This is a genomic window from Sulfitobacter delicatus (assembly GCF_900102535.1).
In the GTDB taxonomy this organism is placed as follows: Bacteria; Pseudomonadota; Alphaproteobacteria; order Rhodobacterales; family Rhodobacteraceae; genus Sulfitobacter; species Sulfitobacter delicatus.
Map to the genome: position 1 here is coordinate 376,329 of NZ_FNBP01000001.1, position 13,796 is coordinate 390,124.

Sequence of the window (13,796 nt, forward strand, 5' to 3'; positions counted from 1 at the left end):
ATGATTGTACGCGATTTTAACAAACTTCAGGGCACCGACCGTCACGTTGGCGATGCCCAGTGGACCTCCACCCGCTTGCTTCTGGCCGACGACGGTATGGGATTTTCCTTCCACATCACCGTTCTTGAGGCCGGTTCGGAACATACGTTCCACTACAAGCACCACTTTGAGAGCGTCTATTGCATGAAGGGTAAGGGCTCGATCACCGATCTCGCCACTGGCGAGACCCATGAGATCACCCCCGGCGTGATGTATGCGCTGAACCTGAACGACAAACACACCCTGCGCGCAGAGGAAGAGCTGCACATGGCGTGCTGCTTCAACCCGCCTGTAACGGGCAAAGAAGTACACCGTGAAGACGGCTCCTATGCGCCTGCCGAGGAGGTAGCGTAAGTTATATGACCCAACCGTCCCATACTGTCGAAAAAATCGGCGGGACGTCGATGTCCCGCGTCAACCAGCTCAAGGATACGCTCTTTGTCGGTGACCGTAAGGGCGCGGACATCTACGGGCGCGTCTTCGTGGTCTCCGCCTTTGGCGGGATCACGAACCTGCTGCTGGAGCACAAGAAGTCGGGCGAGCCGGGTGTCTACGCGCATCTCGCGAACGCCAGCAACGACCACGGCTGGCACGAGGCGCTGACGCGCGTCTCGGCTGAGATGCAACGCGTGCACCGCGAGGTGCTGGAGCATCCCGGCGATATTGAGCAGGCCGACGCCTTTGTGTCTGAGCGCACCCATGGTGCCCGCAACTGCTTGATCGATCTGCAGCGGCTCTGCGCCTATGGCCACTTCCGCCTGTCGGAGCACATGCTGCAAATCCGCGAGTTGCTTTCGGGTCTGGGCGAGGCGCATTCCGCCTTTGTTACCACGATCCTGCTGCAGCGTGCCGGTGTGAACGCCCGCTTTGTTGACCTGTCGGGTTGGCGCGACGAGGGCAATGTCACGCTGGACGAGCGCATCGCGCAGGCCATGGAGGGCATCGACCCGCAGACCGAAATGCCCATCGTGACCGGCTATGCGCAGTGCGCCGAAGGGCTGATGCGCGAGTTTGACCGTGGTTATTCCGAAGTAACCTTCTCCAAACTGGCGGCTCTGACCGGTGCGCGCGAGGCGATCATCCATAAGGAATTCCACCTGTCGTCCTGCGACCCGAAGCTGGTCGGCGAACATGCCGTCAAGAAGATCGGGCGCACGAACTATGACGTGGCGGATCAGCTGTCGAACATGGGGATGGAAGCGATCCACCCCAAGGCGGCCAAGACCCTGCGTCAGGCCGATGTGCCGCTGCGCGTGACAAATGCGTTCGAGCCGGAAGATCCCGGCACGCTCATTGATGACCGTCAGGCCGAAGTGCCAGCGGTTGAGATCGTGACTGGTCTGGATATCGTGACGCTGGAACTGTTCGAGCAGGATATGGTCGGCGTCAAAGGTTATGACACCGCAATCTTGGATGTGCTAACGCGCCACAACGTGCGGATCGTGTCCAAAGTGTCGAACGCCAATACGATCACGCATTATCTGGATGCGTCGCTGAAAACGATGCGCCGGGTGGAGAAGGATTTGGCACAGATTTATCCTGCGGCTGAGATCACCACGCGAACGTTGTCGATGGCCTCGGTCATCGGGCGCGATCTGAGCGGTCTGTCAGTTCTGCAGCGGGGCTTGGTGGCGATTGCCGAGGCTGGTCAGACAGCGATCGGTGCGAGCCAAGGGCCGCGCAATGTGGATGTGCAGTTTATCGTTGAGCGTGAGACGCTTCAGCCGGTGATTAAAGCGCTCCATGGAGCCTTTATTGAAGAGGCCGCTGCGCCGCTGTCGCGCGCGGCTTAAACAGCTCTAAAAGCAAACCTTCAATCGCGGCCCTCTTGGGCCGCGATTTTTTTGTGCCCAAGGGCCATCGCCTGCCCGCGGGTCGGCGATCCAACGAGACCTCGTGCCACTTTATGGTTCAACCATGATGTGCGCTTGGGAGGTCACGCCAAGCCTCACCAAATCGCCTACCCGTCCGGGCGGGCAGGCGATGGCCCGGCGCCTGCGGCTTGATTCCGGGCCTTGCAGCATATCTCACCCCACAAAAAAACGGCCCCGCAATCGCGAGGCCGTTTCTATTCAAATCCAGATCAACTCAGCCGCCGCAGCGCTTCGCCGCATCCTCAACAGCCGCGGTAAAGCCCAACAGCGAGAACGTATCGCTCGTCTGCGTCCCTCGCGACGAACGGCCCACCAGCTTCGCATCCGCACCGCGCTTCATCGCCGCAATGATCTTCGCATCATCCGCCGTGGTCGCAGGCCACGCCCACTCGCCCTCGGTGAACAGCTCAAACTCATTACCCGAAATATTCATCGTCACGGTCGAGCCCGACGCAAAAGGATAGCCGCCCGTAAAGGCCACCTGACCCTTAGCGTTGGCTGAAGGGCGGTAGAACACCATCAACAATGTCTGCCCACGGTTCACCGCAACCACACGACCGTCGCGTGTGTTCACCACTTCTTTCGGCGTCGAAACACCCCAGCACTCGGTCGGATTATCTTCAACAAAGACGCTCCAATCCGTCTTGGCGGCGACCCGATTGGTGCTCTGCTCCTGCGCCCATGCGCCGTTTGCCATCATGGCGACCGCACCCAGTGCAAACCCACAAATTTTCATCATTCCCATCTGTCCAGCCTCCAGCCGTCCTTGACCTCAACGCAGTGACAGACCCCAGCCGGGCAACCTCGGGCGGGTTGCTCTCTTGCGGGTGTCTGCTATCTGTTCGACACCAACCACAATAACGTCAAACGTGCGACAGGCGAAACCCTGATTGGCAGGAATTCGCCCAGAAACAGGATGATCCAATGACCAAACCAGCCCCCTTCGCAGAAATCTGGCGCGGACCTTTTCTGGAAAGCGTGCACTCCGGTCATGCGGTGATCTGCGACGACAGCGGCCAGATCGTTGAGGCTTGGGGCGATCCGGAAAAGGTGGTCCTGCCGCGCTCCTCGTCCAAAATGATCCAAGCTCTGCCGCTGATCAACTCCGGCGCTGCTGACAAGGCGGGCCTCACAACCGAACAACTCGCTCTCTCCTGCGCCTCGCACCAAGGGGCCGCCATCCATACCGACCGCGTGGGCGTCTGGCTCGACACGCTGGGTCTGAATGAAAGCGATTTCCGCTGCGGCCCGCAAGAACCTAACGACCGCGATGCCATGGAGGCGCTGATCCGCGCCCATGAAAAGCCCTGCCAGATCCACAACAACTGCTCGGGCAAACATGCGGGCTTCCTGACGCTGAACAAACACCTCGGCGCCGGGCCGGACTATGAGAAGCCCGAGCACGCGGTGCAGCAAGCCTGCCTTGAGGCCTTCGAGACAGTCACCCAAGAAACCTCGCCCGGCTATGGCATCGATGGCTGCTCGGCCCCGAACCCGGCCTGCACCCTGCACGGCATGGCCCGCGCCATGGCGCATTTCGCCGCCGCCCCCGAAGGCTCTGCCGAGGCGCGCCTGCACGAAGCCATGCGCCTGCACCCCGAACTGGTCGCGGGCGAAGGCCGCGCCTGCACGGAACTGATGCGGGCGATGGACGGTAAAGTGGCGCTGAAAACCGGCGCCGAAGGTTTCTTCATCGCGATCTGGCCCGAGCGTAAACTCGGCATTGCGCTCAAAGCCGCCTGCGGCACCACCCGCGCGGCGGAATGCGCTATCGCGGCGCTGCTGGTCAAACTGGGCGCGCTGGACGCCAACCATCCCGCCGCGCTCAAGCGGATGAACGCGCCAATCAAAAACTGGCGCGGTCTGCACACCGGTCAGATGAAAGCGGCGGAAGGGCTGCTTTAAGCACCATTCCGGTCGCGCCTACATCTCCATGATTGGCGCGACCTCGACCGACCCGGAGCCGTCGGCGACCATCGGACAACCCTGCGCCATCTTGCAGGCGGCATCCATGTCATCGGCGCGCACCACGGTGAACCCCGACAGCGGGTTCGCCCCGCCGTCATCGGCAATGCCGCTTGTGCTGACGGTCTTGGACATGCCCACCGGGTTGCCGGGATTGACGAGATTCGGCCCCATCTCCTCATACCACGCGCCCCAGGCGGCCATGGCCTTCTCGCCCTCTTCGGGCGTGTCGGGGGCTTTGCCCCCATGATAGGCAAAAATGAACTCCGGCATCTTTCCTTCTCCCTCGTTGCTCAGCGGCATGAGAAAGCCGCGCCTCATTAGGCGCGCGCAGGTCCGCACCTGTCAAATCAGGCTTTTGTGTCAGCCTGCAAATTCCATGCGGGCATAGCCCTGCACAAAGAGCAGCGCGGTCAGGTCGCCATGGTTGATCCGGATGTAACATTCCGCCGCGACCGAGGGCTTTGCGTGCAGCGCCACGCCCATGCCCGCGCGGCTGAGCATGCCTAGATCATTGGCCCCATCGCCCACCGCGATGACCTGATCCTCGGTGATCCCCAGCTTAGCGGTGATCTCTTCCAGCGCAAGGACCTTGGCCTCGCGCCCCAGAATCGGCAGGCCCACCTCGCCCGACAGTTTGGCCTGATCCAACAGCAGCGTGTTGGCCCGGTTCTCGTCAAAGCCGAGCAACTCCGCCACTTTCGCCGTGAAGGCCGTGAACCCGCCCGAGACCAGTGCTGCATAGCCGCCTTGGGCCTTCATCGTGCCCACCAGCGCGCCGCCGCCGGGCATCAAGGTGATGCGCTCTGCCAGCACTTTGTCGATCACAGAAGCCTCTAGCCCCTTCAGCAACGCCACCCGTTCGCGCAGCGCGCCGTCGAAATCCAACTCACCATTCATCGCTCGCGCGGTGATCTCTTTCACATGCGCGCCAACGCCCGCTTCCTCGGCCAACTCATCAATGCATTCCTGCTGGATCATCGTGCTGTCCATATCCGCAAGCAACATCTGCTTGCGGCGGCCTTCTGTGGGCACGATCACCAGATCAACGCCCATCGACTGACAGTTTTCCCAAACATCCCAGCGGTTCGCGGGCATCTGCCCCAGCGGGAATTCCGCCGCCTCATCCGGCGCAAGCCAAAGCACATCGCCCCCGCCCCAAGCGTTGCGCAGGCTTTCCACCAGCGCCGGGTCGAGGCTGGGATTGGAGGGGGAGGTCAACAAAATTGCCGTGAACATAAGTTTCCGATCCGCATCATTCGCACGCAACAAAGCGCCAATACCGCGGTCCTAGCCGCATTTATCACCTTGTGCCAGCCCACCCTGCCCGCGTATCCCGGCAAGTGGGACACCCTTCCCCAACGAAGGGCGATTATCTGAGAGGGTAGCATAAATGGCTATTGAACAACCGGCAGCACGCCCGGACACGAAACCCGTTGCCGTACCGGCAAACCCGCGTTTCTCATCCGGCCCCTGCGCCAAAATCCCCACTTTCGACCTTACCAAGCTCGCGGACGCCCCGCTGGGCCGCAGCCACCGCGCCGCACCCGGCAAGGCGAAACTGCTGGAAGCGATCGAGACCACCCGCGAGGTGCTCGGCGTGCCTGCGGACTACCACATCGGCATCGTGCCCGCCTCCGACACCGGCGCATTTGAGATGGCCATGTGGTCGCTTTTGGGCGAACGCCCGGCGGAGATGGTCGCATGGGAAAGCTTTGGTGCAGGCTGGGTCACCGATGTGGTCAAGCAGCTGAAAATCGACGCGCAGGTCCACAAGGCGGAGTACGGCGAGATCGTCGACATGGCCGCGCTGAACTATGACAACGACGTTTGCTTTACATGGAACGGCACCACCTCGGGTGTGCGGATGCCAAACGGCGACGCGATTCCGGCGGACCGCGCGGGTCTGACGCTTTGCGACGCCACCTCGGCGGCCTTTGCTATGGATCTGCCCTGGGACAAGCTGGATGTGACGACTTTCTCCTGGCAGAAAGTGCTGGGCGGCGAAGCGGCGCATGGCATGCTGATCCTGAGCCCCCGCGCGGTTGAGCGGTTGGAAAACTACACCCCCGCATGGCCCTTGCCGAAAATCTTCCGCCTGACCAAAGGCGGCAAGCTGATCGAAGGCATCTTTAAGGGCGAGACAATCAACACCCCCTCGATGCTCTGCGTTGAAGACTACCTGCTGGCGCTGGACTGGGCGAAATCCGTGGGCGGCCTCAAGGGTATGATCGCACGGGCCGATGCCAACACCAAAGCCATCGCCGATTTCGTTGAGGCGCATGACTGGATCGACTTCCTTGCGAGTGATCCGGCGACGCGCTCCAACACCTCGGTCTGCCTCAAGTTCGCCGACGACCGTATCCAAGACGGCGCTGCCTTTGCCAAGGCTGTCGCCAAGCGGCTGGCCGACGAAGGTGTGGCGCTCGACATCGGCGCTTACCGCGATGCCCCTCCGGGCCTGCGCATCTGGTGCGGCGGCACGGTTGAAACCTCGGACATCGAAGCGATGCTGCCTTGGCTTGAATGGGCTTTTGAGACCGAAATTAACGCGTGAGGCGACGGTGCGCAGGGACTGCGCACCCTACCCCATCCCATCCCGTAGGGTGCGCATTCACTGCGCACCGCTGACCCCGATTTAAAGGACCACAAACATGGCTCCCAAAGTACTCATCTCCGACAAACTCTCCGAAGCTGCCGTCCAGATTTTCCGCGACCGCGGCATCGACGTGGATTTCCAGCCCGATCTGGGCAAGGACAAAGACAAACTGGCCGAGATCATCGGCAATTACGACGGCCTCGCGATCCGCTCGGCCACCAAGGTGACGGAAAAGATCCTCGCCAACGCGCCGAACCTCAAGGTCATCGGCCGCGCAGGCATCGGCACCGACAATATCGATAAAGAGGCCGCCTCCAAACAGGGCGTAATCGTCATGAACACGCCTTTCGGCAACATGATCACCACCGCCGAACACGCCATTGCGATGATGTTCGCCGTGGCGCGGCAGATCCCTGAGGCATCGGCCTCCACCCATGCGGGCAAATGGGAAAAATCCAAATTCATGGGCGTCGAGCTGACCGGCAAGACGCTGGGCGTCATCGGCGCGGGCAACATCGGCGGCATCGTCTGCGACCGGGCGCGTGGGCTGAAGATGAAGGTCGTGGCCTATGACCCCTTCCTTGGCGAAGACAAAGCCGAAGAAATGGGCGTCGAAAAGGTCGAGTTGGACGACCTGCTGACCCGCGCCGATTTCATCACCCTGCACGTCCCCTATACCGAGCAGACAGCGAACATCCTGAGCCGTGAGAACCTCGAAAAAACCAAAAAGGGCGTGCGCATTATCAACTGCGCCCGTGGCGGTCTGGTGGACGAAGAAGCGCTGGCCGATCTGCTGAAATCCGGCCATGTCGCAGGGGCAGGCTTTGACGTCTTTGCCGAAGAGCCCGCCACCGACAACCCGCTGTTCAACCTGCCCAACGTGGTCTGCACCCCACACCTTGGCGCTGCCACCACCGAGGCGCAGGAGAACGTCGCCCTGCAGGTCGCCGAGCAGATGTCCGACTACCTGCTGACCGGCGCCGTGACCAATGCGCTGAACATGCCCTCGGTCACCGCCGAAGAAGCCAAGGTCATGGGCCCCTGGGTCAAGCTGGCCGGGCACCTGGGGGCCTTCATCGGCCAGATGACGGACGAGCCGATCAAGGCGATCAACATCCTCTATGACGGCTCGGTCGCGCAGATGAACCTCAAGGCGCTGAACTGTGGCGTCGTGGCGGGCATCATGAAGCGCGCCAATCCGGATGTGAACATGGTCTCGGCCCCCGTGGTCGCCCGCGAAAAGGGCATTCAGATCAGCACCACCAACCAAGACAAATCCGGCGTCTTCGACGGCTATGTTAAAGTGACCGTGGTGACCGAAAAGCGCGAGCGCTCCATCGCGGGCACCGTGTTCTCGGACGGCAAGCCGCGCTTTATCCAGATCAAAGGCATCACCATCGACGCCGAGATCGGTGAGCATATGCTCTATACCACCAACGAAGACGTGCCGGGCATCATCGGTACATTGGGCCAGACCATGGGCGAAAACGGCGTGAACATCGCGAACTTCACGCTGGGTCGCCATACGGCGAAAGGCGAGGCGATTGCTCTTCTGTATGTCGACGATCAGGTGCCGGAGCCAGTGATCGGCAAACTGCGCGACACCGGCATGTTCCGGCAGATCAAACCGCTGCAATTCGACGTCGCATAAGCGTCCATCTGACTACTGAAAGCGCCCCCCGCCGGGGGCGCTTTTACATTTAGGGCACTGCTCTGCTGCGCCACAAAACGATTAAGAACATTAACGCAGATAGAATGCTTAGCATCGATCCGATCTTTGCCAAGGTCTCGCCCGCCCCTGTAACGGCCATTGCGATTCCCGGTACGATGACGACCAGCCCCAGCAGAGCCACGCCGAAATGCGCCCAAGCCAAACGGCTCGCCGTCGCTGCCGGTACAAGGTGGTAGTAAAACCCGTAAATCGCAAAACTGACCCAGCCCAGCAGGTTCAAATGCGCATGGGCGGGGGAAAGCGTATGGTCTGCGCTGGCCGACATCTGGATGCCCCAAGCCATCCCAATCAACACCGCGATCGTCCCGCTCAACAAAAACGCAAAAGAAATACCACGCATGTCGTACCTTCCATTCAAACTGCTGCTAGCGGAGGGCCCGTAAAGGCCAGATGGTAAAGCGCGGCGCGTTTGGTGATTTCCTCCATATCGGACGGAATCGCCAATTGATCACGCCCCATTTCAACAAAGAAACCTTCAAAACCACCGGGGGTGAGGATGACCAGATGCCGTGAGGGTACATCCCCCACCACCCGAAACGTATGTTCTGCGCCGCGGGGCACAAAGACGGTCTCGCCTTCGCCAACAATAGACCGCTCCCCGTTCAGGATAAACTCCGCCTGGCCGCTCAGCATCACAAAAGTTTCGTCGGCATCTTGGTGCACATGCAACGGCGGACCGCTCTCCGGCGGCGCTTCCGAACGGACAATGGACATCGCCCCACCGCTCGCCTCTTTGGACAAGATGATTTCGTATGTCGTACCGAGCCATTCGACTGTCTGCGTGTCATTCGCCATCTGCATATCATGGTCTCCCATTTTGTCACTCCCTGCAAAACCGTCTCACGAGATGATTAATTCTGGAAACTCATAGTTTTTATTTCTACTATTTGCTGGATGAATTTATCGGGGTTTGACCTTAACCTGTTGCGGGTGCTCGACGCGCTTTTGCAGGAAAATTCGACGGTCGCAGCTGGCCGTCGCATAGGCTTGTCGCAGCCTGCAGTTTCGGCAGCGCTCGGACGGTTGCGCGCAGCGCTTGGGGATCCATTGTTCGTCCGGGTTGGGCAACGGTTGGAGCCCACACCCTATGCCATTAGCCTCGCCGAACCGCTGCGCAGCGCTCTGAATGACGTCGAGGCAATGCTCTCTGGACCGCCAGAGTTTGATCCCGCCAAGGCAACTGACCGCTTCACTCTCTCAGGCAGCGACTTTTTTGCCGAAATGCTGATGCCTGCACTTGGCGATCATCTCGCTCGGCTGGCGCCGGGCATTCTGTTGCAGCTGGTGGATCTGGTCCCGGACAATTACATCGCGCCGCTCAAGACCCATGAGGTCGATCTTGCTTTGATCCCGCAATTGGAATGTCCTGCTTGGGTGGACTGGCAGCCGCTCTTCAACTCCAGCTTTGCCGTCATCGCACGGCGAGGTCACCCGGCACTGACCGCTCTCACGCCGGACAAAGAGATGCCGCTCGACCTGCTCTGCGATCTCGGCCACATCCTGTGTTCGCCCGAAGGCCAGACCGCCGCGATGGGTGACAGCGCCCTGGCTGCCGTAGGCCGCAAGCGCCGGGTAGTGATGACCTTGCCGGTGTTCTACGGCGTCTTCAGTACGGTGGCCGGCAGCGATCACATCGCCTTTGTGCCCCAGCAAATGGCCCATCAAATGGCCCGCAAGCTGAACATCAACGTTTACACGCCGCCCTTCCCCATGCCGACACCCGTGATCGGCATGTACTGGCACAAACGTGCCACCAATGCCCCCGCTCACCGCTGGCTGCGCGCGCAAATCGCTGCGTTGATGCAGCCGCTAAACGACGGCGAAGCCGACCTCCCTCAAGCCTGACCAAAGGACCACTCCATGCCCCGCCCCATATACGCCATCGGCGATATTCACGGCCAAGCCGCCGAGCTCGACCGTGTTCTAGACCTGATCCATCAAGACGGCGGCGCAGAGGCGGAGATCTTCTTTCTGGGCGATTTCATTGACCGGGGCCCGGACAGTCAAGGCGTGATGGAGCGCCTGTCTAGGGGCAAGTCCGAGGGCCGCAACTGGACCTTCCTTATGGGCAACCACGACCGCATGTTCCGCTGGTTCATGGAAGACTTCCCGCGCCATGACCCGACCCTGCTGGTCGAGTTCAACTGGCTACACCCCCGCATCGGAGGCGACACCACGCTGGCCTCCTACGGCATTCCCGTCACCGGGCGCGACCGTATGTCAGAAATCCACGCCCGCGCCCGCGAGGCGGTGCCGCAGAGCCATATCGACTTTCTGCAGAACTTAGCGCTCAGCCATGAAACGCCCGATCATTTCTTTGCCCACGCAGGCATCAGACCCGGCGTGCCGCTCAATGATCAAACCGAAGGCGATCTGCTGTGGATCCGCAAAGAGTTTCACGCCTTCACCGCCCCGCACCCTAAGCTGATCGTGCACGGCCATACGCCCGTCGACAGCGCCATGCACTACGGCAACCGGGTCAATCTCGACACCGGGGCAGGCTACGGCAAGCCGCTCTGCGCCGCCGTTTTTGAAGGACCTGAAACTTGGGTCCTCACCGAACAAGGGCGCAACCGCCTGCGCCCTTGACTTACCCCCGCTCTTTTTGGCCATAAATACTTCTGCGCCCGACCTGCCTGGGGCGCGACGCCTATTAAGTCCAGTCGAGCACCACTTTGCCAGATTGCCCCGACTTCATCGCGGCAAAGCCCTCTTCAAAGTCATCCACCCCAAAGCGGTGCGTGATGATAGCCGAGACGTCGAGGCCATTTTCCAACATGGCAATCATCTTGTACCAAGTCTCGAAAATCTCGCGGCCATAGACGCCTTTGATGGTGATCGCCTTGAACACGATCCGGCTCCAATCCACCGGCGATTTGCCCGGCGGAATGCCCAGCATCGCAATGCGCCCGCCCATGGTCATCGCTTCAACCATCTGGTCCAGCGCCTGCTGGTTGCCCGACATCTCAAGCCCGACGTCAAAGCCCTGTTTCATCTTCAAGCGCGGGATTACATCGGCCAAATCTTCTTCGGCCACATTGACCGGCACCACATCCGCGACCTTCTCGGCCAGCGCCAGCCGGTCGGGGTTCACATCCGTGATCACCACATGCCGCGCCCCCACATGCCGCGCCACGGCGGCGGCCATGATGCCGATGGGGCCAGCGCCGGTGATCAGCACGTCTTCGCCCACCAAATCGAAGCTCAGCGCCGTATGCACCGCATTGCCCAAAGGATCGAGGATCGCGCCGATGTCGTCGGAAATCTCATCCGGCAGCGGCACCACGTTAAAAGCGGGCAGCCGCAAATATTGCGCAAATGCGCCTTGCTCATTCACCCCAATCCCCCGCGTCGCAGGATCAAGGTGGAACTTGCCCGCCCGGCTCTGTCGCGACTGTTTGCCGATCAGATGCCCCTCGCCCGAACAGCGCTGGCCAATCTCCAGCCCTTCGACATTGCGGCCCAGCTCGACGATCTCGCCCGCAAACTCATGGCCGGTGATCATCGGCACCGGCACGGTCTGCGCGGCCCAATCGTCCCAATTCCAGATGTGAATATCCGTGCCGCAGATGCCGGTCTTGTTGATCTTGATGAGCACGTCATCAGGGCCAATCTCAGGCACCGGGGCATGGGTCATCCACAGCCCTTCGCGGGCGTGCAGCTTGGACAGCGCTTTCATTTCATTCGTGGTCATTCGATCACCCCACAGGCTTTGCCTGCCACTTCAAAGGCTTTGAGCGCCCGGTCCAATTGTTCGCGGGTCAGGGCCGCGTTCATCTGCGTGCGAATGCGCGCTTGTCCGCGCGGCACCACCGGAAAGAAAAAGCCCGAGACATAGACACCCTCTTCAAACAGCTTCGCTGCCATGTCTTGCGCAAGCTGCGCCTCGCCCAGCATCACCGGCACGATGGGATGGCCGCCTGGCAGCAGGTCAAAACCCAGTTTCTCCAACCCCGCGCGCCAATATTCGGTGTTCTCAAACAGGCGCGCGCGCAGGTCGTCGCCTTCTTCCACCAGTTCCAGCGCCCGCATCCCGGCCATGACAATTGACGACGGCAGTGAGTTGGAAAACAGATAGGGCCGCGCGCGCTGGCGCAGCAGGTCGATCACCGGCTGAGGCCCGGCAATATAGCCACCAATCGCCCCGCCAAGCGCCTTGCCCAGCGTACCGGTTACGATATCCACCTTAACCCCGTGATGCGCCGGAGTGCCTTCACCTTTCGGCCCCATAAAGCCGGTGGAGTGGCAATCATCGACCATCACCAGCGCCTCGTATTTCTCGGCCAGCGCCACGATCTCGGGCAGTTTGGCGAGGTAGCCGTCCATGCTGAAGACACCGTCGGTGGCGATCATGATATGGCGTGCGCCGTCTTCGCGGGCTTGCTTCAGCTTGGCCTCCAGATCCGCCATGTCGCTATTGGCGTAGCGGTAGCGTTTGGCTTTGCAAAGGCGGATGCCGTCGATGATCGACGCATGGTTCAGCGCGTCCGAGATCACCGCATCCTCCGGCCCCAAAAGCGGCTCAAAGAGCCCGCCATTGGCGTCAAAGCAAGCGGCAAAGAGGATCGAATCGTCATGGCCCAGAAAGTGCGCCAGCTTTTGTTCCAATTCCCGGTGAATGTCCTGCGTGCCGCAAATAAAGCGGACGGAGGCCATGCCAAAACCCTTGTCGTCCATCGCCTGTTTGGCCGTCGCGATCAGGTCGGGATGGTCGGCTAAGCCAAGGTAGTTGTTGGCGCAGAGGTTGATCACTTCGCGGGTGCCGACTTCGATCTCGCCGCCCTGCGGTGTGGTGATCAGGCGCTCGCGTTTCATCATGCCCTCGGCGTCAATCTCGGCCAGGGTATCGGTGATGTGGTCCAGAAATGCTTTGGTCATGAGACTCTCCTTTTAAGGCCCATCTACCATAGCGGAGACTATTCCGAAATAGAGGATTTCTTGAATAGCGGATTTTTTCCGATATACCGGAAGTTACGCATCCTGCACGACCAAGAAGGCCCGAACTGGCCCCGCCGTCGCACGGATCGCGTGGGGCACGTCGGCAGCGTAGCGCGCCGTATCTCCGGCCTGCAATCGGTCGGTGGCTGCGCCGCTAGACACTTCGACCGCGCCTTCGAAAACGCTCAGATGCTCACGCGCGCCACGGGTGTGCGGGGCGCTTTCCAGCACGCCCCCGTCGGCGATGAGCAATTCATAGACTTCATGATGCCCCGCCTCTTCGGGCGGGGAGAGGATGCGAATGCGGCAGCCATCGCCGAGATTGTTGATCGTCGGGACTGCCGCACAGCGCAGCACTTCAATCTGCGCTTCAGTGGGGGCACCATCCAATAGCCCTGCAAAATCGACCTGCAAAGCCCGCGTGAGGTTCCACAGCGTGGCGATGGTCGGGCTGGATTCGCCGCGCTCAATCTGGCTCACCATGGAGCGCGACACGCCCGACAGTTTCGCCACGGCATCAAGCGACAACCCCTGCCCCTGCCGCGCTTCTTTCAGGCGGGCGGGCAGTTGCGTCAGGATCTTGTCATTGCTTTCCGTCATTGCGGATATGTCGCGTGCTGTTGCAGTCCTGTCAAGCAGCGCTTTGACG

15 protein-coding genes are annotated in these 13,796 nt (G+C 60.9%); 7 read left to right on the top strand and 8 right to left on the bottom strand.

Annotated elements, in window-relative coordinates; all coding sequences use genetic code 11:
- Positions 1 to 393, top strand: coding sequence for an ectoine synthase (locus BLS57_RS01955; RefSeq protein WP_093738620.1), 393 nt, complete (start codon positions 1 to 3; stop codon positions 391 to 393).
- Between the two features lie 5 nt (positions 394 to 398).
- Positions 399 to 1,832, top strand: coding sequence for an aspartate kinase (locus tag BLS57_RS01960; protein WP_093738622.1), 1,434 nt, complete (start codon positions 399 to 401; stop codon positions 1,830 to 1,832).
- A 295-nt stretch (positions 1,833 to 2,127) separates the two neighbouring features.
- On the opposite strand, the gene BLS57_RS01965 is transcribed toward BLS57_RS01960, so the two are convergent.
- On the bottom strand, positions 2,128 to 2,652 hold the full coding sequence (locus tag BLS57_RS01965) for an invasion associated locus B family protein (protein ID WP_425274324.1): 525 nt from the start codon (positions 2,650 to 2,652) through the stop codon (positions 2,128 to 2,130).
- Between the two features lie 185 nt (positions 2,653 to 2,837).
- On the opposite strand from BLS57_RS01965, the gene BLS57_RS01970 reads away from it, so the two are divergent.
- Positions 2,838 to 3,818, top strand: coding sequence for an asparaginase (locus tag BLS57_RS01970; protein ID WP_093738626.1), 981 nt, complete (start codon positions 2,838 to 2,840; stop codon positions 3,816 to 3,818).
- An 18-nt stretch (positions 3,819 to 3,836) separates the two neighbouring features.
- Here BLS57_RS01970 and BLS57_RS01975 read toward each other — a convergent pair whose 3' ends face one another.
- Positions 3,837 to 4,151 (bottom strand): YciI family protein, encoded by a 315-nt coding sequence (locus tag BLS57_RS01975; protein WP_093739141.1) that lies wholly within the window; start codon positions 4,149 to 4,151, stop codon positions 3,837 to 3,839.
- A gap of 90 nt (positions 4,152 to 4,241) precedes the next feature.
- A complete protein-coding gene (gene serB / locus BLS57_RS01980) occupies positions 4,242 to 5,117 on the bottom strand; it encodes a phosphoserine phosphatase SerB (RefSeq protein WP_093738628.1) in 876 nt (291 codons plus the stop codon).
- Positions 5,118 to 5,271: 154 nt separating this feature from the next.
- Between serB and BLS57_RS01985 the strand changes: the two genes are divergently transcribed.
- A complete protein-coding gene (locus tag BLS57_RS01985) occupies positions 5,272 to 6,435 on the top strand; it encodes a phosphoserine transaminase (RefSeq protein WP_093738630.1) in 1,164 nt (387 codons plus the stop codon).
- A 97-nt stretch (positions 6,436 to 6,532) separates the two neighbouring features.
- On the top strand, positions 6,533 to 8,128 hold the full coding sequence (gene serA / locus BLS57_RS01990; protein ID WP_093738632.1) for a phosphoglycerate dehydrogenase: 1,596 nt from the start codon (positions 6,533 to 6,535) through the stop codon (positions 8,126 to 8,128).
- A gap of 49 nt (positions 8,129 to 8,177) precedes the next feature.
- Here the strand turns inward: serA and BLS57_RS01995 are convergent, their stop codons facing one another.
- The gene (locus tag BLS57_RS01995) at positions 8,178 to 8,549 is read right to left on the bottom strand and encodes a hypothetical protein (protein WP_093738634.1); all 372 of its coding nucleotides are present in this window, start codon (positions 8,547 to 8,549) and stop codon (positions 8,178 to 8,180) included.
- A 14-nt stretch (positions 8,550 to 8,563) separates the two neighbouring features.
- Positions 8,564 to 9,025: a cupin domain-containing protein gene (locus tag BLS57_RS02000; RefSeq protein WP_244153577.1), complete on the bottom strand. Its 462-nt coding sequence runs from the start codon at positions 9,023 to 9,025 to the stop codon at positions 8,564 to 8,566.
- Between the two features lie 78 nt (positions 9,026 to 9,103).
- Here BLS57_RS02000 and BLS57_RS02005 point away from each other — a divergent pair, with 78 nt between their 5' ends.
- Both BLS57_RS02005 and BLS57_RS02010 read left to right on the top strand, forming a co-directional pair.
- Positions 9,104 to 10,054, top strand: a complete 951-nt coding sequence (locus BLS57_RS02005) for a LysR family transcriptional regulator (protein ID WP_093738636.1) — start codon at positions 9,104 to 9,106, stop codon at positions 10,052 to 10,054.
- A 15-nt stretch (positions 10,055 to 10,069) separates the two neighbouring features.
- Positions 10,070 to 10,798, top strand: coding sequence for a metallophosphoesterase family protein (locus BLS57_RS02010; RefSeq protein WP_093738638.1), 729 nt, complete (start codon positions 10,070 to 10,072; stop codon positions 10,796 to 10,798).
- 64 nt (positions 10,799 to 10,862) lie between these two features.
- Here BLS57_RS02010 and tdh read toward each other — a convergent pair whose 3' ends face one another.
- The 3 genes from tdh to BLS57_RS02025 all read right to left on the bottom strand — a co-directional run bounded on the left by tdh (position 10,863) and on the right by BLS57_RS02025 (position 13,747).
- Positions 10,863 to 11,903, bottom strand: coding sequence for an L-threonine 3-dehydrogenase (gene tdh / locus BLS57_RS02015; RefSeq protein WP_093738640.1), 1,041 nt, complete (start codon positions 11,901 to 11,903; stop codon positions 10,863 to 10,865).
- Entirely contained in the window at positions 11,900 to 13,087 is a 1,188-nt protein-coding gene (locus BLS57_RS02020; protein ID WP_093738642.1) for a glycine C-acetyltransferase, read from the bottom strand. Before BLS57_RS02020 ends, tdh begins: the two co-directional genes overlap by 4 nt.
- A 93-nt stretch (positions 13,088 to 13,180) precedes the next feature.
- Positions 13,181 to 13,747, bottom strand: coding sequence for a helix-turn-helix domain-containing protein (locus tag BLS57_RS02025; protein WP_093738644.1), 567 nt, complete (start codon positions 13,745 to 13,747; stop codon positions 13,181 to 13,183).
- Positions 13,748 to 13,796 lie beyond the last annotated feature (49 nt).